Raw genomic sequence first — 22,797 nt, 5'->3', positions numbered from 1 at the left:
ATATATCTACCTACATTTATAATTTATCATAAACTTCTTTTGAATTCAAACCAAATAATGAAAATCATTTATAATTCTAATAAAGATATCCCCTATTAGAATTCATCTAATAAAGGATATCTATTTTATTGATGCAGCTTTTTATATCTTAAAGCTATCAAAATCACAATAACTGATCCTAATACTAATAAAGAATATTTTAATAAGGATTGCTGATCTCCAGTTTTAGGTTTATTAGTTTTCTTTCCTGTTTTTGTAATCTTTGGATTAACTTTTCCATTATCTTTAGGCTGTGAAGGTTTAATGACAGGAGGCTGTACCAGATTAATTTTATTAACCTTAATAGTATAAGCTATTGTTTTATTGTCACTAGCTGCCTGAGTAAAATCTTTACCTTCAGCACTTTGAACAGCATTCCATTTAAAATTAAAGTGAATATAATTAGAATTGTATTCTGCAAGTGAAGACATCATGCCTTCTAAAGTTCCCTTAACAGTTAATAAAGTATTATTTTCAACATTTGAATCAATAGTAATATTAGGAATAGTAACTTTAAGCTTATCATCACAATTAAGAATTGCTTTACTTAAATCTTCATAAGTCTTAATATTCTTTGTCTGTAAAGTCATAGTAACTGTAATTAATTTTCCGTTTATACTAACATCAGTAATTTTAAAACAGTCCGCTCCTGCTAATTTAACAGTTTCAACACTGATATTAGAAGCTGTTAATCCTTCAGGTAATGTAAAGGAAGCCTTAAATACAGATTGTGTATCTTCTAAAAAAATACTTGATCCATTATGCCCATTTTTATATTGATTTTCTATCTGTTTCATTAATGATTTTACTTTTGTTACATCTAGAACCCCTGTATAAGCAAGTGTATCAGTAGATTTTACTGTTTTCACCTGTGTGTGTTCAGTATCATCATCAATAGTAATATCACCATCTAATTCATCTTCTTTACTAACATTTACAGTTCGAGCAGTCTCTACAGTTGCCTGAATAGTATCATTATCAACAGCCACTGCATCTTTTCCTTTTGCTGACTGCTTAGCTTCCCATTCAAACTTAAATGGAACAGTATTTCCATTACTTTTAGCGGTTGCTGACATAGATCCTGTTAACGTTCCTTTAACTGTCATACGACTGCCATCCTTTGCATCCTTAGATACTAAGACACCGGGTACTGTTACTTTTAATTCATCATCACAGGCATTAACAGCATTCTTTAAAGATACAAAATCAGTTATTCCTTCTTTTAAAGACATAGTAACAGTAACACTCTGACCATTAACTTTGACATCAGTCACTTTAAATGTATCTTTACCACCCTCAAATAAAACATTATCTTTTGTGAGCATTTCACTAAATGAAAGATCTTTAGGTAAAGTAAATACTGCTTCAAATGTACTCTTAGTATCATTTAAAGTAATCTTATCTTTTTCAGTATTAGGATAATTATCTTCAATATTCTTTAACTGAGTTTTAATCTTAGAAACATCCAATACACCTGTAAACTTCAATTTCTTACCCTGCTTAGTCTTATAAACAGCATCATGTTCAGTATCGCCATTAACAAGAATATCTCCTTCAAGAACATTAAATGGTCTGCTTAGATCATCAGTATAAGTACCGGAATAAACATCTGTTTTAAATGTCTGTAATCCAATACCAAATTTTCCCCATGTTCTGCTGGGATAGAAAGAGAATTCTCCCTGACCGGTAACCTTGCTCTTCTTCAGCTTATCAGCATCAGACTGGTTATTAACAGTTATTGTATAAGGTATAGAAAAATTAACAGTATGATTATTAGCATCATTCTTATCTTTATTATAAGAATCATAAATCTGCTGCCAGTTTGTATCCTGTAATTTAAACTTAAATGTAATCTTATTAGACTTATTAGTATACTTTATAGTATTTGCAGGAAACATCGAAGACGTTGAACTTGTTTTAATAGTTCCTACTTTAGCATTTTCGGGAAGACTCACTGTATACTCTACATATGCACTTGTACTTACAGTGTCTTTATCCCATGGAAAATGCCCGCTGACCGCTTCACTTTTCATCTGTGATTCAAATTGCCCCATAATCTCAGTCATTGGTACACTGGCATAAACTTTTCCATGATAAGTAGAAACCAGCTTCTTATCATCAGTTACTGTATTCCCCTCCTCATGTACATATTGAGCTACTTTTAATGGATTAGCAGCCTGTACATTCATTGGGTTTGTAATACCAATTATCATTGCGAATGCACAAAACAATGATAACATTTTAAATTTTCTGTTTTTTAGTTTCATAATTCCGCCTCATTTCCTTACATCATAAAACACTAAGGATTATAGCACTGAAACAGATAAAATACAATGATTACAAGCAATATTCTTTTAAATCATCAGTAAGCTTTTCTATACTGTTAAAATCACTTTCAGTACCCATTCCAAAAGGATTAGAGATAGGTCTTATAATAAAGACATAATTATGATTACTGCCATATATTTTTAATCTATAACACTGAGAATCTCTTTTTACTTTTATCTTTTTTATTTCTCCTAAACAGATTGCTTTAGTGTCCTTATAAACTGTTACCTGATAATCATTTATATCTACAATATATTCATGAGCTATTTTTTTGATTACATATTTTAAAAAGAAATAGGTTATTATCAATGAAGGCATAATAAAAACAATTTCTAATCTAAAGCTCCTATTAAGCTGCCCTGTTATATTAATTTGTGGAAAAATAAAGTAAAATATTATCATCATTAATAAAACTAAGCCCATGAAACAAATAGGAGCTCCTAACCCTATAACTGCTTCAGTACCTGATGATGAAGCATGAAATACATATCTCTGTTTCATATACCCCTCCTATAAAATCTCCTTAATCAAGATAACTATAACCTTATTCAGTGTAAATTCATAATAATTCTATTTCTATATACAGTATATTCAATAATATCCCCATAATTCACTCATTAATAAATCAATTGTCTTGTCTATAAGTTCTGATGAATTATATAAAATACTTAGGGTAATAGCTTCCATCAAATAAAAATGCTCTGCTTTTATGATCATATATTAATATAATTTTCTCACCTTCTTAATTTTGAAAAGTGTATTTCCCTAATATCATTAATATTAAATAATGGAGAAAAAACGTTAAGATCATAAGCTTATTACCTTCTGCTTTAAAAATCTTAAAATCTCTCTTATTTTCTCTTTTTAAATAAACTTCTACAAATTTATAAGAACACTAATAATAAGAGATATTATTAATTTTTTCCATATCCACTTCTCCCATACCGGTATTATATACTAATAATAAAAATAGTGAAACATATTGGTATATTTCACTTGGTATATTTCATTTATTTATAGAGATGAATATCTGAAAAAAATATACGGAAATAGGCATTTATTTAAATATTGCTCAGATATTCATCTCTGTAAATTGAAACAGTTATTGATAAAATGATATTTCTATATCATCCATATAAAAACATAAAAATTTATTTAATGTCTGATAATCAATATTTCTATATTCTTCTTTATCATCATTAATACTAACGCTAATCATATTTGTATTTGTAAAGAAAGTGACAGAGATAATTTTTTTTAAAAAAATTAACCGTCCTTTGATTGTTAGAGTTGAATTTTTCTTACACTCTAATATTTCATCACTCTTATTTATTTCTATAATATCATTATTGATAATGATTTCCGGTGTCTCCATACTATTATAAATAGTATAAGCAGCCTTAGTTATATATTCCCATTTTATACAGTCATTAGAATCCTATCTAGAGAATAGTAATCTACTAAAATCATGAAAATCCCTTCTTCTATGTATTTTAGATTATTCAAGTCACATTTAGGTCACATCAGCCAATTACTCCTATTTACAAGAAATTTAATAATCAAATCATTAATGAGATATAATTGTTTTAATTTCACTAAAATAACGATATTCCGATTTTTTCGATAATTAAAAAATTATTTTTTAAAATAAAAGCTATACCATTTAATATACCTACATCTTTATCAGAAAACTTTAGCAGATTTTTAAAATTATATATTTATCTACTTCACCTGTTGATAGTGTAAAATATTGATATTTAAAGAAATTTCACTATAAATAAACTAAAATCAAGTACAATTATCCAAACATATAATGATAATAAATTGCCGGATAGTACTATAGGTAAATAGTCTTCGCTTAATTAAGACATATGAGGAATATTAAACTCTAATAGTGATACTTTCAAGCAGTATTTAATCAGCTCCTTTAATCTTAAAAAATTTTAATAAACATTAAAAAAACTCCCTTTAAGAGAGTTTTTATGATGTACATATAATTAACGTTTAGAGAACTGTGGTGCTTTACGTGCTTTCTTAAGACCGTATTTCTTACGTTCTTTCATACGTGCATCACGAGTTAAGAATCCGGCAGCTTTTAAGGCCGGTCTATAATCATTTCCAGCTACTAATAAAGCTCTAGAGATACCATGTCTGATAGCTCCTGCCTGTCCTGAATATCCTCCACCATTAACATTAACTTTTACATCAAACTTATCTTTTGTGCCAGTTAATTCTAAAGGCTGGTTGACGATCATTAATAATACGTCTGAAGGTAAGTAATCTTTTGCATCTCTGTCATTAATTACAATATTTCCAGTACCTGGTGTTAAGATAACACGTGCTACTGATGATTTTCTACGTCCTGTTCCTCTATATTGTACGTTTGCCATGTCGTCCCCTCCTATCCTTTAATCTTTAACTCTTCTGGTTTCTGTGCAGCATGCGGATGTTCTCCACCGGCATAAACAAATAATTTCATTCCCTGTTTACGTCCTAATGTGTTATGTGGAAGCATACCTTTAACTGCAGCTTCTACAAAACCTACCGGATCATTATCTCTAAACTGACGAGCAGTCTTAGATTTTAATCCCCCTAAGAATCCTGTATGATGGTAATACATCTGTTTATCTAACTTCCTACCAGTCATAACTACTTTGCTTGCATTAAGAACAATCACATAATCACCTGTATCTACATGAGGAGTGTAAGTAGGCTTATGCTTGCCTCTTAATACTGTAGCAACCTGTGATGCTAAACGACCTAAAGTCATACCTTCAGCATCAACAACATACCATTTTCTTTCAATTGTAGCCTCTTTAGCCATTGTTGTTTGTCTCATTTTTATCTCCTTTAAAATAAACCTTACCGGGGTCTTTTTTTAATAGGTTAGCAGAATACTTATATCTTCCTGATAAGATAGAAGAAATATCCTAACAAACAGTTCATGTGTGAAAGCACACTAAAATAGAACATATACATTATAACAATATCCTAATCTTTGTCAATTATAATTAAGCTTATCTTATAAAAATAAAAATGTTTTATTTATTTAAGATAGTAACTTCACCACTTAATGATAAAGAAAAATATTCTCTGATACGTTTAGGATCATCAGTCTGCCCTAAAACCCACATCAATTTAGTAATAGCTGCTTCTACACTCATATCATAAGCTTGTATAATCCCTGCTTCTATAGCTTTCCTGCCAGTTTCGTAAATAGACATATTACTGCCTTCATAACGACACTGAGTTCCTAATAAAATAGTCATGCCTTTATCGATAAGTTTTTTTGCACAGCTGACAAAATCATGATTTAAAAAAGGAATTCCTCCTAAACCATATCCTTCAATATAAAGGGCCTTATATCCTTCATGATAAAACATTTCTAGTTCTTTCTCCTGAATACCCGGAAACATCTTAATAATAGCTACCTGATTAGAATAATCTGTTTTTAATTGAAAGATGCCTTTTCTTTTAGGAATAGCACTTTCATTAATTTTTAATCCTAAAGCACTTATTGATGCTACATCTGGATAATTAATACTTTCAAAAGCATCAAAACTAAGAGATCTTACTTTTGATACACGACATCCTAACATAACCTTTCTATTAAAAGCGACAAAAATACCCGGATAACCGCTAGCTGCCATATAAATAGAACATCTGATATTCTCTAACGCATCAGCTACAGGATCAGCAATAGATAGTTGACTTCCTGTTAATACTACCGGTATATCAATATTCTGTAACATAAATGTGAGCATAGATGAGCTGTAAGCACAGGTATCTGTTCCATGTATCACAACAATCCCATCATAATCATCTTTCTTCTCAGCTATCACTCCGGCTAAATCAGTCCAATCTTCGGGAAATATATTGGCACTATCTACCATTCTAAAATCCATTAAAGAAAGTTCCATATCTCCTGCTACCATATGAAGCTGCTGCGACATTTCCAAAGTACTTAAGTCCGGAGATAAACCCTGTTCTTTCATAACTGCTGAAAGAGTTCCGCCAGTATTAATAATCAAAATTTTTTTATGTCTCATATCCTATCCCCTCTCTTTATTTATAATAAACATGCTCTAAATATAATCCTTGCGGCTCTGCTTTAAATAAACATTTCTTTTTTCCTTTAGAATCAAGAAGTTCTTTAAGAAAATCTATGTTTTTACGATGAGCTCCAACCTGTATAACACCACCGACAATATGTCTAACCATATATCTTCTAAAGCCGTCACCAATTAAGATAAAAGTAAATATTCCATTATTTTCTTCTATTCTAAAATCATAAATAGTTCTTGTGGTTAATCCATACTGATCATAGACACAAAAAGATGCAAAATCATATTTTCCAATAAAAATCTGTGCAACTTTTCTCATTTCTTCTAAATCTAAAGAACCATAAGGATACTGATATATGTAATTTCTCTGTAATGGATTATATTGATTCACAGATAATAAATAATGATATTCTTTCTTTTTAGCACTATATCTTGAATGAAAATCATTAGAAACAATCTCTGAATCCTTAATATAAATATCTTCCGGAAGAAAATGATTTAAAGCTTGAATCCATTGTTTTTGTGCTATATTAAAATCTGTATCAAAATGAAAAACCTGATGAGAAGCATGAACCTTAGCATCTGTTCTGCCTGATGAATGAATAGAAATATTTTCTTTAGTAATCTTAGTAAGTGCGGTTTCTATTTCCTGCTGTACAGTTCTTAATCCGGGCTGCTTCTGCCATCCATAAAATAAACTTCCATCATAGCTTACTATACATTTTATTCTCATAATATCACACTCATTGTTATTATAATTAACATCAGTAAAAAGACTGAAAGAGAAGCAAAACTATCATAATAACGCCATTTCAGCTGATGATAACGAGTACGCATAGCTCCCGGCTGATAATTTCTTGATTCCATTGCATTGGCTAAATCATCTGCTCTTTGAAAAGCCGATATGAATAAAGGAATAATTAAAGAAATAATTGCTGTTATTTTCTCTTTAAGAGTACCTTCATTAAAATCAGCACCTCTGGAAGCCTGTGCCTTCATAATTCTTTGTGTTTCTTCAATCAAAGTAGGTATAAAACGTAAAGCAACTGATATCATCATAGAAACCTCATAAACAGGAAAGCCAATTTTTTTTAATGGAGATAGAAGTCTTTCTAGTCCTAGTGTCATATCCAATGGCTTAGTAGTAGAAGTTAAGATTGTTGTAAAAATAATAATGAGGATTAATCTAACCACAATGTAGGCTGACTGATGCAATGCTCCACTATAAATAGAAAACGGACCTATTTTATACAATAATATTCCTTGTCTTAGTAGAAGCACATTAAATATAAACAAAAAGATCATCATAAAAATCATTGGCTTCATAGCTTTTATTATTCTTTTCATAGGAAGCTTAGAAAGAAGAAACAGAATAATCGCAAATATTCCTATAATACCATAGCCAATAAATCCGGCATCAAAGAAAACAGTAATTAAAATCATTAATAAAGCTGTTATTTTTAATCGAGGATCTAATTTATGAATAATAGAATCAGCTAAGTAGTATTGTCCAAATACGCTATTATTCATAAATTTCACCTCCTATTGCTTTTATAAGATCATTCATTTCTTTTATAGTATGATCAATATGAAAGCCTTTATTATTTAATTCTTCTATATATGAAGTCATTAAAGGAAGATCAATAGATAAAGATTCAAGATATTCTGTTTCTTTGAATAGTTCATCAACACAGCAATGCTTTTCAATATGACCCTTATTCATTACAATTGCCCGATCACAATATTCCAGAACATTATTCATATCATGGGTCACCATAATAACTGTGTGTCCTTGTTTCTGATAATCTTTAAAAAGCTGCATCATCTCGTAGCTCCCCTGAGGATCAAGTCCGGCTGTTGGTTCATCTAAGATAAGAATATCAGGAGACATAGCCAGTATACCGGCAATCGCAACTCTTCTTTTTTGTCCTCCTGATAATTCAAAAGGAGATCTTTCTAAATAACTTTCATCTAATCCTGCTTGCTTGATTGCTTTTCTGACTAATTCTTTTGCTTTTTCTTCTTCTAAGCCAAAATTTTTAGGACCAAAAAGTATATCTTTTTCTATTGTTTCCTCAAATAGCTGGTATTCAGGAAACTGAAAAACCAGTCCGGCTTTTTTTCTTAATGGCTTTAACTCCTTTGGCTTCTTTTGAGCATTGATGATAATATCATCAATTGTAACTTCACCGCTTGTGGGTAATAATAAAGCATTAATATGCTGTATTAAGGTAGACTTTCCACTTCCTGTATGTCCTATCAAAGCTGTAAAAGATCCTTCTTTTATATCAAGATTAATATCTTTTAAAGCATGAAAAAACAGGTTTGTATCTGCTCCATATATATAATTTACTTCTCTAAATGTAATTGACATAATTGTTTCATCAGCTCATTTCTATTAATAGTTGGTACAATGGGATATCCTTTATGATAGAGAGCATCAGATATCTTATAAGCAAAAGGAATATCCAATTTCAAATCCTGTAATACCTTAATATCCGTTAATACTTCTTCAGGCTTTCCATTTTTAATAATCTTACCCTCAGATAATAAAATAACCTGATCACTAAGAGCAGCCTCTTCAATATCATGAGTAATAGATAAGATTGTCATTTTCTTTTCATTATTTAGTAATCTAACAAGTTCGTTTATTTCTCTTTTTCCTTTTGGATCAAGCATACTCGTAGATTCATCAAGAATGATAAGTTCAGGATTCATAGCCAGTATCCCGGCTATAGCCACTCTTTGTTTTTGTCCTCCTGAAAGCTTAATTGGTTCATAATCAAGAAATTCAGTCATATTCACCTTATCGGCATACTCCTGAATAATATTTTCCATTTGTAACGGATCAATACAAAGATTCTCTAATCCAAAAGCAATATCATCTCTTACTGTTGATCCAATAAACTGATTATCAGGATTCTGAAAAACAATGCCGGTCTTTTTTCTAATTTCATAAACAGTTTCACTAGAAAGCATGATATCCGATACTTTAATTGATCCTGACTGTGGCTTTAATAATCCAATAAGCAGTTTTGCAATAGTTGATTTCCCTGATCCATTATGACCAAGAATAGATGTATAACTGCCCTGCTCTATATGAAAAGAAATATGATTAATCGTATGAAGTCCTTCTTCATATTCAAAACATAACTCTTTAACTTCTATCATTGACATTTTTTATCCTTCCTCATCTATACATTCATACTCACTATAGTTATCATCAATTTTACCGGTTATCCTTAATTTTATATCAAGATTATTTTCATAGTCAAAACTAAATATACCTGCATATAATCTATTTAACAGACAGCTGACTGATTCCCCGGAAGCGAAATCAGCAATCTTTATATTTAGTATTTCACGATTGGAGATATATAATGATCCTGACTCATTTTATCAAGCGTTAACTTAGAAATACTATTAATCGCAATAATAAGAGTTTTCTTTTCATTAATCCTCTTTACGATATCAATCATTTTCTTAATTTCATCGCTATAAAAAATAATAATCGTAACATGATCAGAATCACTGATTATTGATAATTAAGATTTAATGGTTTCTGTTCAAATATCTTAGCATATAAATCTATATACTTCGTCTTTCTGAGTAACCAAAAAGTTTGATATAAATCATCATATTTTAATAATTGTCCGGTATCTTCAATGATCTGAGTATGAAGCGTTAATTATTAGGAATAATCTTAAAATCATCTTCTGCAATAAAAGGAATCGTTGCATCAGCTTCCTGTATCTGATAAATATATTTTAGTTTTTCAAAAAAATAATTCTTAAAACCAATTCATCCTTTATATCCTAATTTCTTAAAAATTCTAATAAGCAATGGAGCACCGGTATAAATTGCATCAGTAATATCATTATTGTCATAGATTTAATATTTTCAACTTTTTTAATATATAATCTGACAATCACCGTTTCATTCTCTGAAAAATGAGTATTCTGTATTTTATTAATAATCATAACTACACACTCCATTTTCTTATTATAGTTATATTAACAAAAAAAACCAGTTATTTATACCGGTTATTCAATCAAATGTAACTTAGTGAAAAGTTTTGTTTCCTGTTTGATCGCAATATGTAAGAATTGTGAATACAATATTGTTGCAATGATCGTTCCTTCTCGGATTGTCCATTGCTGTGAAAATAAAAGTGTAAGTATAATAGAAACAGCTAAGGCGACAATATCCATTGCCTGTCTCATCATATGAAAGCGAACCGGGAAATGATTACTGATAACTAAGCACATACCCTCCAACGGAAAGGTCATTTCATTTAGCAACATAATAGCTCCTACAATATAAGAAGCTGCCATTACCGAGACAGTAAACACAATCAAAGATATCCAATAACTGGTAATCTCAAATGTAAAAACATCATAGTAAAAGAAATTTTCAATATATCCGAATACTAAAGCAGGTACCAGCTGAAGAAGATTTTTAATACCGAATTCCTTCTTCATTATACATAATTCAATAAATACACAGGTAGCATTCATAATAATACCGATCGTACCAATCCTTATATTTGTAAGTAATGAAAAACTCTGTCCCATAGCATCCCATGCACCGACACCGATAGCTGCTTTCAGTGTTAAAGCTACAACAGCCGACTGCAAAGCCACAAGTATAATAGTCAATACAAATCTTTTTACTTTTATATTCATAACATCACCCCTATCAGCATACTATATCCCCATATTTTCTCTTATTATTTTCTAATCATGAAAAGCTTATATATCAGTTTTAAAAAGCAGTGTTCGATGAGGTGACCTCCAAAAGCTAGACTAAGAAATCTAACATTGGGAGGTCGATACACGAAACACTGCTTTTTATAATAATGCAATGACAGCCATAGTAGCATTGTCACCTTTGCGATTATAAGTTTTTACAACTTTTGTATAACCGCTTCTACGATCTGTATACTTAGCTGCAACTTCATTAAATAACTTCTGAACTGCAGTTTCTCCAGTTTTTGGATCTACTACATCCTGTAAAATAGCTGCCGCTTGTCTTCTTGCATGTAAATCACCACGTTTACCTAAAGTAATCAGTTTATCAACTACTTTACGAACTTCTTTAGCTCTTGTAGCAGTAGTTTCAATTCTGCCATACATGATGACATCAGTTGCTAAGTTACGAAGCATAGCTTTTCTATGTGAAGCTACACGTCCTAATTTTCTGTTATGTGCCATTATGATCTCCTTTTAAATCTAATCATTAGTCGATAGGCTTAAAACCTAATCCTAATTCTAGTAATTTCTCTTTCACTTCTTTTAAAGACTTTTTACCAAGATTTCTCACCTTGATCATATCATCTTCAGTCTTAGATGCTAATTCCTGAACCGTCTGAATGCCGGCCCTTTTTAAACAGTTGTATGAACGAACAGAAAGATCAAGTTCTTCAATTGTCATATCTAAGACTTTATTTGTAGTATCTTCTTCTTCTTCACTCATGACCTCAATAGTCATTGCTTCATCAGTCAACTCAACAAATAAATTCAGATGTTCAACTAGAATCTTAGCAGCTAAGGCTAAGACTTCATGAGGCTTAATAGAGCCGTCCGTTGTTATTTCTAAAGTTAATGCATCATATTTAGCAGATTGACCTACTCTTGTAGGCTCAACAGAATATGCAACATTAACGACTGGTGAGAAGATTGAATCTGTTGCAATAACACCTACTGTATCAATATATTTTTTGTTCTGATCAGCAGACATATAACCACGATCCTTACGTGCATACATTTCCAAGTGTAAGTGTCCGCCTTCTGCAACATGACAAAGAACCAAATCATTAGAAATCATCTTTACTTCACTTGGACATTGAATATCAGCACCTGTAACGGTTGCCGGTCCTTCAACATCAAGAGTCATAGTAACATCTTCATCACTATTCAATTCAAAGACTAACTTCTTAATTTGTAAAATGATATTAGTAACATCTTCTACAATTCCGTCAACTGCTGAAAACTCATGGATAGCACCATCCATCTTAATCGCATAGACAGCTCCTCCGGGCATAGAAGATAATAAGACTCTTCTTAATGAATTTCCTAAAGTTGTACCAAATCCTCTTTCAAAAGGTTCAATCACAAACTTAGCATAATTATCTTCTTCTCTATACGTATCAACAGTAATTTCTGCTTTTTCAAATTTTTGCATCGTTCTCCTCCTCTTCCGGAATATTTTTAATTAATGAAATAATTATCGATTTTATCCACGAGGACGTTTTGGTGGACGACAGCCATTATGTGGAATAGGAGTTACATCAGTAATTGCAGTAACCTCTAATCCGGCAGCAGATAATGCTCTGACAGCAGCTTCACGTCCAGGTCCAGGACCTTTTACATCTACTTCTACAGATTTCATACCATGATCCATTGCAGCTTTAGCAGCAGCTTCAGCAGCCATCTGAGCAGCATATGGAGTTGATTTTCTAGAGCCTTTAAAACCTAAAGCTCCAGCACTAGACCAAGTGATTGCATTTCCCTGTTCATCAGCAATAGTTACAATAGTATTATTGAATGTTGAATGGATGTGAGCAACACCTTTTGCTATATTCTTCTTTACTCTTCTTTTACGAGTTGTTTTAGCCATTAGTTTAACCTCCTATTACTTCTTCTTACCAGCGATTGGACGTGCTTTCCCCTTACGAGTTCTAGCATTTGTTTTTGTTCTCTGTCCACGTACCGGAAGACCTCTACGATGACGAATTCCTCTGTAGCTGCCAATTTCCATTAATCTCTTAATGTTTAATTGTGTCTCTCTACGAAGATCACCTTCAACTTTAATTTTTTCTACTTCTTGTCTTAATTTTGTTTCTTCTTCTTCAGTTAAATCTTTAACTCTAGTATCAGGTGAAACACCAGCTGCTTTACATAATTTTTCAGCAGTAGTATTTCCAATACCATAAATATATGTTAATGAGATAACCACACGTTTTTCACGTGGGATATCAATACCAGCAATACGAGCCATTATGTCTCCTCCTAATAATTAACCTTGTCTCTGTTTGTGTTTAGGGTTTTCACAGATGACCATAACTCTACCCTTACGTTTAATAACTCTGCATTTATCACAGATTGGTTTTACAGATGCTCTTACTTTCATACTGCACCCTCCTTTTAATTACTTCTTTCTAAATGTGATTCGCCCACGTGTTAAATCATAGGGAGAAATCTCTACTGTTACTTTATCACCCGGTAAAATGCGAATGTAATTCATTCGGATTTTACCAGAAACGTGAGCCAGGATTTCTACTCCATTTTCTAATGCAACTCTAAATTGAGCATTTGGCAATGTTTCAACCACAGTTGCTTCAACCTCAATTACATCATCTTTCTTTGCCATACGCCTCTCCTTGTACCTTTGTCATGATCTCATAGCCCTCATCAGTAATTGCAACTGTATGCTCATAATGAGCAGCTAATGAATGATCCAAAGTCTTTACTGTCCAGTCATCACTTAACACAGTGACTTCTTCACTACCCAAATGAGCCATCGGCTCTACTGCAATACACATTCCCTTCTTAAGTCTTGGTCCATGACCGGGAATTCCCCAGTTAGGAATAGAAGGATCTTCATGGACTTCTGTGCCAATTCCATGTCCTGTGTAATCTCTTGGTGTAGTACAGCCATGACTTTCTAAATAAGTTTGTATCGCATGAGATATATCAGATAATCGATTACCAGGCTTAACCTGAGACAGTCCGGCATAAAGAGCTTCTTCACAGACTTGCATAAGATGTCCGGCATCGTCAGAAACATCTCCAATAGCATAAGTCCAAGCACTATCTCCATGATATCCTTTCCAGTTAGCACCAACATCCACTGAAATAATATCGCCATTTTTTAAGATATAACCATCAGGAATCCCATGAATAACAGTATCATTTACAGAAGTACATACTGCTCCGGGAAAACCATAAAGATTTAAAAATGATGGAATAGCTCCATTTTCCCGAATAACTCTTTCACAGATATCAGCTACCTGTTTAGTAGTCATGCCGGGCTGTAGGACTTCACTCATTGTCTTATGAACAAGTCCTACAATATGCCCTGCATGTCTCATCATTTCAATTTCTCTATCATTTTTAATGGTAATCATTTCTTACCCTCAAGACATTTCTTGATGTCCTTATAGACATCTTCCATTGTCTGTGCACCATTGATATTGGTCAATTCCTTTTTCATTTGATAGTAATCGATCAAAGGTTTAGTCTGCTTTAAATATGTATCCAAGCGCGCCTTAACTGCTTCTTCATTTTCATCAGCACGTTGATACAATTCTCCGCCACACACATCACAGACTCCTTCTATACGTGGCGGTTTATAAACAATATGGAAAGTTGTTCCACATTGTCTGCAAGTTCTTCTTCCGGATAATCGAGCCTTCAGTATTTCAGGATCAATCTCCAAATTGATAACAGCATCAATTTTAAAACCAAAATGAGCTGCCATAAATTCAAGCTCTCTAGCTTGAACAATCGTACGTGGATATCCATCTAAAATGAATCCATTTTTCATATCCTTAAGATTATTCTTAAAGTATTCAGTAACCATCTCATTAGTGACATCATCAGGCACCAAACGACCAAACTTCGTAAAATAGTCCGCAATAATCCCTATATCCGTCTGCTCAGCATGAGCCTTACGAAAGAGATCCCCAGTAGAAATCTGAGTTAATCCAAATTCTTCAACAAGTTTTTTAGCTTGAGTCCCTTTTCCAGCACCAGGAGGACCCATCAAGATAATATTCATACGATTTTCTCCTCTATTTCTGATTACTTTCTAATATAGCCATGATATTCACGACGAGTGAGCATACTTCTGATCTGACGTACAGTCTCAAGAGCTACACCGGAAACGATAATCAACCCGGTACCACCTAAAGAGAGAGCATTGCTGCCTGTTGCAGTCCAGATTTCCGGAGCAACAATCGGTATTGCTGCAATCATAACTAAGAATAATGATCCGGCAACAGTGATTCTATTAAGGATAGTGCCAATGTACTTCTTCGTATCATCACCGGTACGAACGCCCGGGATAACACCTCCGCTTTTTTTCAAATCATCAGCAATTCGCTTAGTATCAATCTGTAAGTTACTGTAGAAGAACGTAAATAATATTATCATAATTACATACAGAATAAAGCCCCAAGGTTTCTGATAATTTAAAATATTATCAATTAACTGAGTTGTTTTTGTACTGTTCATAAAACTGATAATCGTTCTTGGAGCAGCAAGAACACTCGCTGCAAAAATAACAGGAATAACAGATGAACTATTTATTTTAAGTGGAAGATTCGTAGTATCTTTAGTATGCATCACAGTCTGTGTATTACTTGTGGCATAAAAGATGGAAATCTTACGCACCGAGTTTTCAGTAAATACAACGAATACTACAATTGCCAAATAGACAATTAAGAATAAAATATACCATGCAATACTTGTGATTGCAGCATAAGTACTCTTGTATGTAACCATTGTACCATAAGTTGAAATCAATTGTGTAGGTAAATTTGATACAATTCCTGTAAAAATCAGTAAACTTGTTCCATTTCCTACACCTTTAATTGTAATCTGATCACCAATCCACATTGCAAACATAGATCCGGCAGCCATAATCACAACAACATAAACGTATGTCCAGATTCCAGTGCTGTTTAGTATTTTATACCCCTTATCAAAAGCATAAATTAAGCTTCCCCCTTGGATAGCAGCTAATGCTAAAGTGAGATAACGAGTAACTGTATCTTTCTTTTTCTTACCTGTCTGTCCTTCTTTCTGCCATCTTGACAAAGCAGGAATGACATCCATAGAGAGCAGTTCAATAATAATTGATGAAGTAATATAAGGTGAAACTCCTAGTGAGAAAAGAGAAAATCTTTCTAATGTTCCTCCTCCAAGAAGATTCATTATACCGAAAATCCCACTATTTGATGCAGAGCCTGAAATAGCTTTTGCATTAATATATGGAATTGTTACCGCTGCTCCCAAACGGAATACAAACAACATGCCTAGTGTAAAGACAACCTTACGACGCATTTCCCCTTTTTTAAAGACTGACTTTAAAAAGCTTAGCATCTTAGATCACCTCTGTTTTCCCACCAGCTGCTTCAATTGCTTTAACAGCACTTGCTGAGAATTTTTTAGCTTTTACTGTTAATGCAACTTTTAGTTCTCCATTACCTAAAATCTTAACACCATCTAGTTCTTTTTTAACTAAGCCGGCATTTATTAATGATTCAGTATCAACAACTGAATTTGCTTCAAAGTTATTTAATGCTTCAACATTAACAATTGCATATTCTTTTCTATTTATATTTGTGAAACCACGTTTTGGCAGTCTTCTAAATAATGGAGTCTGTCCACCTTCAAATCCAGGCTTTTTACCTCCACCGCTTCTAGCTCCCTGACCTTTCTGACCACGTCCAGAAGTTTTACCGCTTCCAGAGCTTGTTCCACGTCCTACACGCTTTCTCTTTTTACGAGCTCCTTCAGTGTAAGTTAATTCATTTAATTTCATTTTTACACCTCCTGCTTTTCAACTGTTACAAGGTGTCTTACAGTGTTGATCTGACCCTGTACATATACATTATCTTCTTTTTCCACTGTCTTATGCATCTTAGTTAAGCCTAAAGCCTTAAGAGTTGCCTTCTGGTTTTTTTTAGCACCAATAGGGCTCTTAGTAAGCGTAATTTTTACATTTGCCATATCAGTTCTCCTTAACCATAAATTTCATCAACTGTCTTATCTCTTAACTGAGCAACAGCTTCAACAGTCTTCATTTTTGCAAGACCTTCAATAGTAGCTCTTACCATGTTAATTGGTGTTCTAGAACCGATACATTTAGATAAAATATCAGTATAACCAGCCAATTCAACAACAGCACGAACCGGACCTCCAGCAATGATACCGGTACCTTTAGCAGCAGGTCTTAAGAATACTTCACCTGATTTAAAGATACCTGTTACTTCATGAGTAATTGTACCATTCTTCATAGAAACATTAATTAAATTCTTTTTAGCCGCTTCACTTGCTTTTCTAATTGCATCAGGTACTTCATTAGCTTTACCTGTACCAAAGCCAACTCTGCCCTTTTTATCGCCAATAACAACTAAAGCAGCAAAACGCATTTTTCTACCACCCTTTACTACCTTAGTAACACGATTGATAGTAACTACACGCTCTTCGAATTCCTTAACTTCTCTTGGTCTTCTTTTATTGTTACGTCCATTTCTTCTAGGTCCATTTCTCTTATCATTCTTAGGACCATTTTGTCTTGGATTGCGTTCCATATTAACCTCCTGTTAGAATTTCAAGCCAGCTTCTCTAGCAGCTTCTGCTAAAGCCTTGACTCTACCATGATAGATATATCCACCACGATCAAATACTACTTTCTCAATGTTCTTTGCTAATGCACGTTTTGCTACTTCCGCACCAACTTTAGCAGCAGCCTCTACATTTCCGCCATTTTCTAATTTCATATCTACGCTTGATGCAGCTGCTAATGTTACACCATTAACATCATCAATAACCTGTGCATTAATATGAGCATTAGAACGGAAAACATTGAGACGAGGACATTCTGGAGTTCCAGAAATTTTCTTACGAACTCTTAAGTGACGTCTTAGACGTACATCATTACGAGATTCTTTTTTTGCCATGACTCGATTTTCCTCCTCAATTTGTTAAAACTACTTCTTACCAGCAGTTTTACCTTCTTTTCTGATGATTCTCTCATCAACATATTTAATACCTTTACCTTTATATGGTTCAGGCTTTCTAATAGCTCTAATCTGTGCAGCTACCTGACCTACACGTTCCTTAGAAATACCAGAAACTTTAATTTGAGTTATAGAAGGACATTCAACAGTAACGCCTTCTTCAATATCCATTTCAACTACATGAGAATAACCAACATGTAATTCCAATTTTTTACCTTTCATTTGAGCACGATACCCAATACCAACAATTTCAAGGTTCTTTTCAAAACCATTATGAACACCTTCAACCATGTTAGCAATTAATGCTCTTGTTGTACCATGTAACTGTTTAGCAGGTTTAGTATCATTCACTCTTTCACAACTGATTACATTAGCATCCTGCTTAATATTAATTAACTTTGAAAAAGTTCTTACTAATTCACCTTTTGGTCCCTTAACAGTAACAGTGTTATCATCAGTAATATTGACACTAACACCTTCAGGTACGTTAATGCTCATTAAACCTATACGAGACATCCTATGACCTCCTTATAATTTACCAGATGTAAGCTAAGATTTCTCCACCGATATTCTTAGCCTTTGCTTCTTTACCAGTCATAAGACCTTTAGAAGTTGATAATACTGCAATTCCTAATCCATTTAAAACACTAGGAATTTCATCTACTTTAACATATTGACGTAACCCAGGTTTTGAAACTCGTTTCAGTCCTGTAATTACTCTATCATTACCTTTATATTTCAAAGTGATGACAATAGCCTTTGTAGCAGCTGTTTCGCCTTCAACTTTGCAATCAGAGATAAACCCTTCATTTTTAAGAATCTCAGCTAAATCATTTTTCATTTTTGAGTAAGGCATACTTACTGTTTCATGACGTGCCTGATTAGCATTACGGATTCTTGTTAACATATCTGCAATAGAATCTGTTACCATATTACAAGTCCTCCTTCCATTGTTTACCAGCTTGCCTTTTTAACACCAGGAATTTCGCCTTTATAGGCTAATTCTCTGAAGCAGATACGGCAAAGCTTAAATTTTTTCATAACAGAGTGTGGACGTCCACAACGTTCGCATCTTGTATATTCACGAACTTGGTACTTCTGAGGACGAATCTGTTTGATTTTCATTGATGTTTTAGCCATTCGTTAAGTGTCCTCCTTATTTAGCAAATGGCATACCTAATTCAGTTAATAAAGCTCTACTTTCTTCATCAGTATTAGCAGTAGTAACGAATACGATATCCATTCCTCTAATCTTACCTACCTTATCAAAATCAATTTCAGGGAAGATTAACTGTTCTTTAACACCTAAAGTATAATTTCCTCTTCCATCAAATGAATCCTTAGATACACCTCTAAAGTCTCTTACACGTGGTAATGAAATACTTATAAGTTTGTCTAAGAAATCATACATTCTCTCACCACGAAGAGTCACTTTACAGCCAATTGACTGTCCTTCTCTTACTTTAAAACCGGCAATTGATTTTTTAGCCTTTGTAATGACCGGCTTCTGACCAGAGATTAATGTTAACTCCTCAACAGCTTCATCTAATAATTTAGTATTGCTGACAGCATCACCAACACCAATATTAATAACAATCTTTTCCATTTTAGGAAGCTGCATAACTGAAGAGTAATTGAATTCTTTCATCAGATTCTTACTGATTTCGTTTTTATAACGTTCATGTAATCTATTCATATGTGCCTCCTATTATTTTCTTTTAGTTTCTTTTAGGACTTTACCAGTTAATTTATTAAATCTGACTTTTTTGCCATCTTCAAACTTATATCCTAATTTAACTGCTTTCTTTGCTTTTTCATCGTAGTAAGCTACGTTTGAAACGTGGATAGCCGCTTCCTTAGAAACAATGCCACCATCAGGATCTGACTGAGAAGGCTTAACATGTTTAGTAACTTTATTAACACCTTCCACAATAACTCTTTCCTTCTTATGATCAATAGAAAGAATTTCCCCAGTTTTTCCTTTTTCACTACCAGCGATGACGATAACTGTATCACCTACACGTAATTTCATCTACTGTCTCCTCCTATAATACTTCAGGAGCTAATGATACGATTTTCATAAAATCAGCATCTCTTAACTCTCTTGCAACAGGGCCAAAGATACGAGTTCCTCGTGGTGAATTATCATCACGAATAATTACGCATGCATTGTCATCAAATCTGATATAAGAGCCATTTGGTCTATTTAAACCGTATCTAGATCTTACAATTACAGCTTTAACAACTTCACCCTTTTTTACGCTACCACCAGGTATTGCCTGTTTAACTGTAGCGACTACAACATCACCGATGTTACTAGATTTTCTATTTGAACCACCAAGGTTTCTGATAACAAGAACTTCTTTAGCTCCAGAGTTATCAGCCACTTTTAATCTACTTTCGTTCTGGATCATTGTATGGCCTCCTTTCGAAATTATTTAATAACTTCTGCTTTCTTTACAACTTCTACTAAACGGAAACGTTTTGTCTTAGACAATGGTCTAGTTCCCATAATCTTAACAGTATCACCAGTTCTTGCTACATTTTCTTCATCATGAGCTTTAAACTTCTTAGATGATTTCATACGTTTTCCATATAATTTATGTTTTACATGAGTTTCAACAAGAACAGTTATCGTTTTATCCATTTTTGTAGAGACAACTGTTCCGGTATAAACTTTACGATTATTTCTTTCCATTACTGTCTCTCCTATTTATCTAATTCTCTTTCTCTAATAACTGTCTTAATCTTTGCGATTGATTTTCTGACTTCTTTAATGCGAGCAGTGTTTTCTAATGTTCCAGTTGCTTGCTGAAATCTTAATCCAAATAACTCTTTTTTGAACTCTTCAACTTTCTTGTTAAGTTCAACAGTTTCAATATCTCTAATATCTTGTACTTTCATGAGTTACTCACCTCTCTTAATGATTTTACATCTGATAGGTAACTTATGAGATGCCAGTCTCAATGCTTCTCTTGCAGTGTCTTCAGGAACACCGGCAACTTCAAACATTACTCGTCCCTGTTTAACTACTGCTACCCATTCTTCAGGAGCACCTTTACCAGAACCCATACGTACTTCTAATGGCTTCTTAGTCTTTGCTAAATGTGGGAAAATTCTGATCCAGACTTTACCCATACGGTTTAAGTGTCTATTAATAGCAACACGGCTTGCCTCAATCTGACGTGAAGTGATCCATGCACCTTCCAGCGCAACTAGACCATATTCACCAAAAGCAACAGTTCTGCCGCCTTTTGCTTTTCCTTCATATTTTACTCTATGAGGTCTTCTATATTTAGTTCTCTTAGGCATTAACATGGTTATTCAGCCTCCTTCTTTTTATCAGGAAGAATTTCTCCCTTACAAATCCAGACTTTGACACCAAGTTTACCATAAGTAGTTAATGCTTCTTCTTGAGCATAATCGATATCAGCTCTTAAAGTATGTAAAGGTACCACACCTTCAGAATAGCCCTCAGATCTGGCAATATCAGCACCGCCAAGTCTTCCGGAAACTTTTGTCTTAATACCTTTTGCACCAGCTCTCATGGCTGATTGAATAGCTCTCTTCTGCACTGTTCTAAATGAAGCACGATTTTCAAGCTGTTCAGCAATTCTTCTAGCAACTAATGTTGCATTTGTATCTGCATTTTTAATTTCAACTACATTAATGTAAACCTGCTTGTCGTTTACTAATTTCACTACATCTTTTCTTAAAGCATCAATAGCTTCGCCGCTTTTCCCAATAACAACACCAGGTCTTGATGTGTGTACGAAGATATTGATTCTCTTTTTAGATCTTTCGATATCAATCTTTGCAACAAATGCATTTGCAAGTTTTTTATTTAAGAACTTACGGATTTTAATATCTTCATGAAGCAAAGCAGCGTAATCTTTTTTACCGGCGTACCAGCGTGAGCTCCAGTCACGATTAACGCCTACTCGTAATCCAATTGGACTTACTTTCTGACCCATTTTTGCTCCTCCTATCTGTCTTCAACCACACAAGTAATGTGGCAAGTTCTTTTTAAAATCTGTGTGCCCTGACCTTTAGCCTTAGCACGAAATCTCTTTAAAGTAGGACCTTCGTCTACATAAATCTTTTTAATATATAAGTCTTTCTGTTCTGCACCTTCATTATGAACGGCATTAGCAGCAGCAGACTTAATCACCTTAATAATAGCAGGTGTTGCCTTCTTGTTGACAAACTGTAACATAACAAGTGCTTCATCAACACTTTTACCTCTTACTAAATCAACAACTAATCTAGCCTTCTGAGCGGCAACACGAATATTTTTAGCTTCTGCTCTTGCTTCCATGTTTTCCCTCCTCCTTAGGCTTTCTTATCGTCACCGCTGTGACCTTTGAATGTTCTTGTAGGAGCAAATTCTCCTAATTTATGGCCAACCATGTCTTCAGTAACGAAAACCGGAATATGTTCTCTACCATTATATACTGCGAAAGTATGCTCAATAAACTGAGGGAAAATAGTAGAACGTCTAGACCAAGTCTTAATAACTTCTTTTTTACCCGCCTTATCTAATGCATCTACTTTCTTAAGCAGATATTCATCAACAAAAGGCCCTTTTTTTAAACTTCTTGACATTTATTTAGTCCT

The 22,797-nt window shown here is 33.4% G+C and carries 38 protein-coding genes; all 38 read right to left on the bottom strand.

From position 1 onward, the window contains the following. Positions 1-125 precede the first annotated feature (125 nt). The 38 genes from HMPREF9943_RS02975 to rpsS all read right to left on the bottom strand — a co-directional run bounded on the left by HMPREF9943_RS02975 (position 126) and on the right by rpsS (position 22,785). A complete protein-coding gene (locus tag HMPREF9943_RS02975; RefSeq protein ID WP_004801867.1) occupies positions 126-2,306 on the bottom strand; it encodes a hypothetical protein in 2,181 nt (726 codons plus the stop codon). A gap of 70 nt (positions 2,307-2,376) precedes the next feature. After that, a complete protein-coding gene (locus HMPREF9943_RS02970) occupies positions 2,377-2,868 on the bottom strand; it encodes a hypothetical protein (protein ID WP_004801864.1) in 492 nt (163 codons plus the stop codon). A gap of 601 nt (positions 2,869-3,469) precedes the next feature. Continuing rightward, positions 3,470-3,742 carry a hypothetical protein gene (locus HMPREF9943_RS02965; RefSeq protein ID WP_004801862.1) on the bottom strand — a complete coding sequence of 91 codons (273 nt, stop codon included), beginning with the start codon at positions 3,740-3,742 and terminating at the stop codon, positions 3,470-3,472. A gap of 622 nt (positions 3,743-4,364) precedes the next feature. Then, on the bottom strand, positions 4,365-4,757 hold the full coding sequence (rpsI, locus tag HMPREF9943_RS02960; protein ID WP_004801861.1) for a 30S ribosomal protein S9: 393 nt from the start codon (positions 4,755-4,757) through the stop codon (positions 4,365-4,367). Between the two features lie 11 nt (positions 4,758-4,768). After that, positions 4,769-5,206: a 50S ribosomal protein L13 gene (rplM, locus tag HMPREF9943_RS02955; RefSeq protein WP_004801858.1), complete on the bottom strand. Its 438-nt coding sequence runs from the start codon at positions 5,204-5,206 to the stop codon at positions 4,769-4,771. Between the two features lie 202 nt (positions 5,207-5,408). Then, the gene (locus HMPREF9943_RS02950) at positions 5,409-6,416 is read right to left on the bottom strand and encodes an asparaginase (RefSeq protein WP_004801856.1); all 1,008 of its coding nucleotides are present in this window, start codon (positions 6,414-6,416) and stop codon (positions 5,409-5,411) included. A 16-nt stretch (positions 6,417-6,432) separates the two neighbouring features. After that, on the bottom strand, positions 6,433-7,164 hold the full coding sequence (truA, locus tag HMPREF9943_RS02945) for a tRNA pseudouridine(38-40) synthase TruA (RefSeq protein ID WP_004801854.1): 732 nt from the start codon (positions 7,162-7,164) through the stop codon (positions 6,433-6,435). Further along, a complete protein-coding gene (locus tag HMPREF9943_RS02940; protein WP_004801852.1) occupies positions 7,161-7,961 on the bottom strand; it encodes an energy-coupling factor transporter transmembrane component T family protein in 801 nt (266 codons plus the stop codon). Before HMPREF9943_RS02940 ends, truA begins: the two co-directional genes overlap by 4 nt. Beyond that, the gene (locus HMPREF9943_RS02935) at positions 7,954-8,805 is read right to left on the bottom strand and encodes an energy-coupling factor transporter ATPase (protein WP_004801850.1); all 852 of its coding nucleotides are present in this window, start codon (positions 8,803-8,805) and stop codon (positions 7,954-7,956) included. Before HMPREF9943_RS02935 ends, HMPREF9943_RS02940 begins: the two co-directional genes overlap by 8 nt. Further along, a complete protein-coding gene (locus HMPREF9943_RS02930; RefSeq protein WP_004801848.1) occupies positions 8,781-9,608 on the bottom strand; it encodes an energy-coupling factor transporter ATPase in 828 nt (275 codons plus the stop codon). Before HMPREF9943_RS02930 ends, HMPREF9943_RS02935 begins: the two co-directional genes overlap by 25 nt. Before the next feature lie 176 nt (positions 9,609-9,784). After that, on the bottom strand, positions 9,785-9,910 hold the full coding sequence (locus tag HMPREF9943_RS10350; RefSeq protein WP_274517947.1) for a hypothetical protein: 126 nt from the start codon (positions 9,908-9,910) through the stop codon (positions 9,785-9,787). Positions 9,911-10,246: 336 nt separating this feature from the next. Further along, entirely contained in the window at positions 10,247-10,411 is a 165-nt protein-coding gene (locus HMPREF9943_RS10045; RefSeq protein WP_004801846.1) for a hypothetical protein, read from the bottom strand. Between the two features lie 63 nt (positions 10,412-10,474). Further along, a complete protein-coding gene (locus HMPREF9943_RS02925) occupies positions 10,475-11,116 on the bottom strand; it encodes a YczE/YyaS/YitT family protein (RefSeq protein ID WP_004801844.1) in 642 nt (213 codons plus the stop codon). Positions 11,117-11,281: 165 nt separating this feature from the next. After that, a complete protein-coding gene (gene rplQ, locus HMPREF9943_RS02920) occupies positions 11,282-11,644 on the bottom strand; it encodes a 50S ribosomal protein L17 (protein ID WP_004801842.1) in 363 nt (120 codons plus the stop codon). 25 nt (positions 11,645-11,669) lie between these two features. Beyond that, positions 11,670-12,614 (bottom strand): DNA-directed RNA polymerase subunit alpha, encoded by a 945-nt coding sequence (locus HMPREF9943_RS02915; protein ID WP_004801836.1) that lies wholly within the window; start codon positions 12,612-12,614, stop codon positions 11,670-11,672. 51 nt (positions 12,615-12,665) lie between these two features. Further along, positions 12,666-13,049, bottom strand: coding sequence for a 30S ribosomal protein S11 (gene rpsK / locus HMPREF9943_RS02910; RefSeq protein WP_004801835.1), 384 nt, complete (start codon positions 13,047-13,049; stop codon positions 12,666-12,668). A 15-nt stretch (positions 13,050-13,064) separates the two neighbouring features. Beyond that, a complete protein-coding gene (rpsM, locus tag HMPREF9943_RS02905) occupies positions 13,065-13,430 on the bottom strand; it encodes a 30S ribosomal protein S13 (protein ID WP_004801834.1) in 366 nt (121 codons plus the stop codon). Positions 13,431-13,448: 18 nt separating this feature from the next. Next, entirely contained in the window at positions 13,449-13,562 is a 114-nt protein-coding gene (gene rpmJ / locus HMPREF9943_RS02900) for a 50S ribosomal protein L36 (protein WP_004801833.1), read from the bottom strand. An 18-nt stretch (positions 13,563-13,580) separates the two neighbouring features. Next, positions 13,581-13,802 carry a translation initiation factor IF-1 gene (gene infA / locus HMPREF9943_RS02895; protein ID WP_004801832.1) on the bottom strand — a complete coding sequence of 74 codons (222 nt, stop codon included), beginning with the start codon at positions 13,800-13,802 and terminating at the stop codon, positions 13,581-13,583. Further along, on the bottom strand, positions 13,786-14,559 hold the full coding sequence (gene map / locus HMPREF9943_RS02890; protein ID WP_004801831.1) for a type I methionyl aminopeptidase: 774 nt from the start codon (positions 14,557-14,559) through the stop codon (positions 13,786-13,788). The genes infA and map overlap by 17 nt, the downstream gene beginning before the upstream one ends. Next, the gene (locus tag HMPREF9943_RS02885) at positions 14,556-15,212 is read right to left on the bottom strand and encodes an adenylate kinase (RefSeq protein ID WP_004801830.1); all 657 of its coding nucleotides are present in this window, start codon (positions 15,210-15,212) and stop codon (positions 14,556-14,558) included. The genes map and HMPREF9943_RS02885 overlap by 4 nt, the downstream gene beginning before the upstream one ends. A 23-nt stretch (positions 15,213-15,235) precedes the next feature. Further along, a complete protein-coding gene (secY, locus tag HMPREF9943_RS02880) occupies positions 15,236-16,537 on the bottom strand; it encodes a preprotein translocase subunit SecY (RefSeq protein ID WP_004801829.1) in 1,302 nt (433 codons plus the stop codon). A gap of 1 nt (position 16,538) precedes the next feature. Next, entirely contained in the window at positions 16,539-16,979 is a 441-nt protein-coding gene (rplO, locus tag HMPREF9943_RS02875; protein WP_004801827.1) for a 50S ribosomal protein L15, read from the bottom strand. 2 nt (positions 16,980-16,981) lie between these two features. Next, the gene (gene rpmD, locus HMPREF9943_RS02870) at positions 16,982-17,167 is read right to left on the bottom strand and encodes a 50S ribosomal protein L30 (protein WP_004801826.1); all 186 of its coding nucleotides are present in this window, start codon (positions 17,165-17,167) and stop codon (positions 16,982-16,984) included. 11 nt (positions 17,168-17,178) lie between these two features. Further along, the gene (gene rpsE, locus HMPREF9943_RS02865; RefSeq protein WP_004801824.1) at positions 17,179-17,751 is read right to left on the bottom strand and encodes a 30S ribosomal protein S5; all 573 of its coding nucleotides are present in this window, start codon (positions 17,749-17,751) and stop codon (positions 17,179-17,181) included. 12 nt (positions 17,752-17,763) lie between these two features. Next, a complete protein-coding gene (gene rplR, locus HMPREF9943_RS02860; protein WP_004801822.1) occupies positions 17,764-18,120 on the bottom strand; it encodes a 50S ribosomal protein L18 in 357 nt (118 codons plus the stop codon). A gap of 30 nt (positions 18,121-18,150) precedes the next feature. Then, on the bottom strand, positions 18,151-18,696 hold the full coding sequence (rplF, locus tag HMPREF9943_RS02855) for a 50S ribosomal protein L6 (protein ID WP_004801821.1): 546 nt from the start codon (positions 18,694-18,696) through the stop codon (positions 18,151-18,153). Positions 18,697-18,715: 19 nt separating this feature from the next. Then, on the bottom strand, positions 18,716-19,111 hold the full coding sequence (gene rpsH / locus HMPREF9943_RS02850) for a 30S ribosomal protein S8 (RefSeq protein WP_004801819.1): 396 nt from the start codon (positions 19,109-19,111) through the stop codon (positions 18,716-18,718). A gap of 23 nt (positions 19,112-19,134) precedes the next feature. Beyond that, positions 19,135-19,320, bottom strand: a complete 186-nt coding sequence (locus tag HMPREF9943_RS02845; RefSeq protein ID WP_004801817.1) for a type Z 30S ribosomal protein S14 — start codon at positions 19,318-19,320, stop codon at positions 19,135-19,137. 16 nt (positions 19,321-19,336) lie between these two features. Beyond that, complete coding sequence (rplE, locus tag HMPREF9943_RS02840) at positions 19,337-19,876, bottom strand: 50S ribosomal protein L5 (protein ID WP_004801816.1); 540 nt, start codon at positions 19,874-19,876, stop codon at positions 19,337-19,339. A 12-nt stretch (positions 19,877-19,888) separates the two neighbouring features. Further along, the gene (rplX, locus tag HMPREF9943_RS02835; protein WP_004801815.1) at positions 19,889-20,212 is read right to left on the bottom strand and encodes a 50S ribosomal protein L24; all 324 of its coding nucleotides are present in this window, start codon (positions 20,210-20,212) and stop codon (positions 19,889-19,891) included. Between the two features lie 13 nt (positions 20,213-20,225). Beyond that, a complete protein-coding gene (gene rplN, locus HMPREF9943_RS02830) occupies positions 20,226-20,594 on the bottom strand; it encodes a 50S ribosomal protein L14 (RefSeq protein ID WP_004801813.1) in 369 nt (122 codons plus the stop codon). A 20-nt stretch (positions 20,595-20,614) separates the two neighbouring features. After that, entirely contained in the window at positions 20,615-20,878 is a 264-nt protein-coding gene (rpsQ, locus tag HMPREF9943_RS02825; RefSeq protein ID WP_004801811.1) for a 30S ribosomal protein S17, read from the bottom strand. Positions 20,879-20,889: 11 nt separating this feature from the next. Next, positions 20,890-21,084, bottom strand: a complete 195-nt coding sequence (gene rpmC, locus HMPREF9943_RS02820) for a 50S ribosomal protein L29 (RefSeq protein ID WP_004801809.1) — start codon at positions 21,082-21,084, stop codon at positions 20,890-20,892. Between the two features lie 3 nt (positions 21,085-21,087). Then, on the bottom strand, positions 21,088-21,498 hold the full coding sequence (gene rplP / locus HMPREF9943_RS02815) for a 50S ribosomal protein L16 (protein ID WP_004801806.1): 411 nt from the start codon (positions 21,496-21,498) through the stop codon (positions 21,088-21,090). Positions 21,499-21,500: 2 nt separating this feature from the next. Next, a complete protein-coding gene (gene rpsC, locus HMPREF9943_RS02810; RefSeq protein ID WP_004801804.1) occupies positions 21,501-22,154 on the bottom strand; it encodes a 30S ribosomal protein S3 in 654 nt (217 codons plus the stop codon). 11 nt (positions 22,155-22,165) lie between these two features. Continuing rightward, entirely contained in the window at positions 22,166-22,498 is a 333-nt protein-coding gene (rplV, locus tag HMPREF9943_RS02805) for a 50S ribosomal protein L22 (RefSeq protein WP_004801802.1), read from the bottom strand. A 14-nt stretch (positions 22,499-22,512) separates the two neighbouring features. Continuing rightward, positions 22,513-22,785 carry a 30S ribosomal protein S19 gene (gene rpsS / locus HMPREF9943_RS02800; RefSeq protein WP_004801800.1) on the bottom strand — a complete coding sequence of 91 codons (273 nt, stop codon included), beginning with the start codon at positions 22,783-22,785 and terminating at the stop codon, positions 22,513-22,515. Positions 22,786-22,797: the final 12 nt, after the last annotated feature.

The organism is Eggerthia catenaformis OT 569 = DSM 20559 (assembly GCF_000340375.1).
Classification (GTDB): Bacteria; Bacillota_I; Bacilli_A; order Erysipelotrichales; family Coprobacillaceae; genus Eggerthia; species Eggerthia catenaformis.
Note: the sequence above shows the minus strand (reverse complement) of the source record. Positions and strands in the feature narration are given on the sequence as shown.

Bases quoted from the DNA above. Each gene is read 5' to 3' on its own strand.
- rpsM (WP_004801834.1), bottom strand. From the start codon at position 13,430: ATGGCTCGTATTGCTGGTATTGATATCCCACGTGAAAAACGTGTGGTT.
- rplQ (WP_004801842.1), bottom strand. From the start codon at position 11,644: ATGGCACATAACAGAAAATTAGGACGTGTAGCTTCACATAGAAAAGCT.
- HMPREF9943_RS10045 (WP_004801846.1), bottom strand. From the start codon at position 10,411: ATGATTATTAATAAAATACAGAATACTCATTTTTCAGAGAATGAAACG.
- HMPREF9943_RS10350 (WP_274517947.1), bottom strand. From the start codon at position 9,910: ATGATTGATATCGTAAAGAGGATTAATGAAAAGAAAACTCTTATTATT.
- rplO (WP_004801827.1), bottom strand. From the start codon at position 16,979: ATGAAATTAAATGAATTAACTTACACTGAAGGAGCTCGTAAAAAGAGA.
- HMPREF9943_RS02930 (WP_004801848.1), bottom strand. From the start codon at position 9,608: ATGTCAATGATAGAAGTTAAAGAGTTATGTTTTGAATATGAAGAAGGA.
- HMPREF9943_RS02940 (WP_004801852.1), bottom strand. From the start codon at position 7,961: ATGAATAATAGCGTATTTGGACAATACTACTTAGCTGATTCTATTATT.
- rpmJ (WP_004801833.1), bottom strand. From the start codon at position 13,562: ATGAAAGTAAGAGCATCTGTAAAACCAATCTGTGATAAATGCAGAGTT.
- rplE (WP_004801816.1), bottom strand. From the start codon at position 19,876: ATGAATAGATTACATGAACGTTATAAAAACGAAATCAGTAAGAATCTG.
- rplM (WP_004801858.1), bottom strand. From the start codon at position 5,206: ATGAGACAAACAACAATGGCTAAAGAGGCTACAATTGAAAGAAAATGG.
- rplX (WP_004801815.1), bottom strand. From the start codon at position 20,212: ATGAAATTACGTGTAGGTGATACAGTTATCGTCATCGCTGGTAGTGAA.
- rplR (WP_004801822.1), bottom strand. From the start codon at position 18,120: ATGGCAAAAAAAGAATCTCGTAATGATGTACGTCTAAGACGTCACTTA.
- rplF (WP_004801821.1), bottom strand. From the start codon at position 18,696: ATGTCTCGTATAGGTTTAATGAGCATTAACGTACCTGAAGGTGTTAGT.
- rpmD (WP_004801826.1), bottom strand. From the start codon at position 17,167: ATGGCAAATGTAAAAATTACGCTTACTAAGAGCCCTATTGGTGCTAAA.
- rpsH (WP_004801819.1), bottom strand. From the start codon at position 19,111: ATGGTAACAGATTCTATTGCAGATATGTTAACAAGAATCCGTAATGCT.
- rpsC (WP_004801804.1), bottom strand. From the start codon at position 22,154: ATGGGTCAGAAAGTAAGTCCAATTGGATTACGAGTAGGCGTTAATCGT.
- rpsK (WP_004801835.1), bottom strand. From the start codon at position 13,049: ATGGCTAAAACAACTCGTAAAAGAAGAGTAAAGAAGAATATAGCAAAA.
- secY (WP_004801829.1), bottom strand. From the start codon at position 16,537: ATGCTAAGCTTTTTAAAGTCAGTCTTTAAAAAAGGGGAAATGCGTCGT.
- HMPREF9943_RS02935 (WP_004801850.1), bottom strand. From the start codon at position 8,805: ATGTCAATTACATTTAGAGAAGTAAATTATATATATGGAGCAGATACA.
- truA (WP_004801854.1), bottom strand. From the start codon at position 7,164: ATGAGAATAAAATGTATAGTAAGCTATGATGGAAGTTTATTTTATGGA.
- HMPREF9943_RS02845 (WP_004801817.1), bottom strand. From the start codon at position 19,320: ATGGCTAAAACATCAATGAAAATCAAACAGATTCGTCCTCAGAAGTAC.
- rpsI (WP_004801861.1), bottom strand. From the start codon at position 4,757: ATGGCAAACGTACAATATAGAGGAACAGGACGTAGAAAATCATCAGTA.
- HMPREF9943_RS02915 (WP_004801836.1), bottom strand. From the start codon at position 12,614: ATGCAAAAATTTGAAAAAGCAGAAATTACTGTTGATACGTATAGAGAA.
- rplV (WP_004801802.1), bottom strand. From the start codon at position 22,498: ATGGAAGCAAGAGCAGAAGCTAAAAATATTCGTGTTGCCGCTCAGAAG.
- rplN (WP_004801813.1), bottom strand. From the start codon at position 20,594: ATGATCCAGAACGAAAGTAGATTAAAAGTGGCTGATAACTCTGGAGCT.
- HMPREF9943_RS02970 (WP_004801864.1), bottom strand. From the start codon at position 2,868: ATGAAACAGAGATATGTATTTCATGCTTCATCATCAGGTACTGAAGCA.
- HMPREF9943_RS02885 (WP_004801830.1), bottom strand. From the start codon at position 15,212: ATGAATATTATCTTGATGGGTCCTCCTGGTGCTGGAAAAGGGACTCAA.
- HMPREF9943_RS02975 (WP_004801867.1), bottom strand. From the start codon at position 2,306: ATGAAACTAAAAAACAGAAAATTTAAAATGTTATCATTGTTTTGTGCA.
- HMPREF9943_RS02950 (WP_004801856.1), bottom strand. From the start codon at position 6,416: ATGAGACATAAAAAAATTTTGATTATTAATACTGGCGGAACTCTTTCA.
- HMPREF9943_RS02965 (WP_004801862.1), bottom strand. From the start codon at position 3,742: ATGGAGACACCGGAAATCATTATCAATAATGATATTATAGAAATAAAT.
- rpmC (WP_004801809.1), bottom strand. From the start codon at position 21,084: ATGAAAGTACAAGATATTAGAGATATTGAAACTGTTGAACTTAACAAG.
- rplP (WP_004801806.1), bottom strand. From the start codon at position 21,498: ATGTTAATGCCTAAGAGAACTAAATATAGAAGACCTCATAGAGTAAAA.
- rpsQ (WP_004801811.1), bottom strand. From the start codon at position 20,878: ATGGAAAGAAATAATCGTAAAGTTTATACCGGAACAGTTGTCTCTACA.
- HMPREF9943_RS02925 (WP_004801844.1), bottom strand. From the start codon at position 11,116: ATGAATATAAAAGTAAAAAGATTTGTATTGACTATTATACTTGTGGCT.
- map (WP_004801831.1), bottom strand. From the start codon at position 14,559: ATGATTACCATTAAAAATGATAGAGAAATTGAAATGATGAGACATGCA.
- rpsS (WP_004801800.1), bottom strand. From the start codon at position 22,785: ATGTCAAGAAGTTTAAAAAAAGGGCCTTTTGTTGATGAATATCTGCTT.
- infA (WP_004801832.1), bottom strand. From the start codon at position 13,802: ATGGCAAAGAAAGATGATGTAATTGAGGTTGAAGCAACTGTGGTTGAA.
- rpsE (WP_004801824.1), bottom strand. From the start codon at position 17,751: ATGGAACGCAATCCAAGACAAAATGGTCCTAAGAATGATAAGAGAAAT.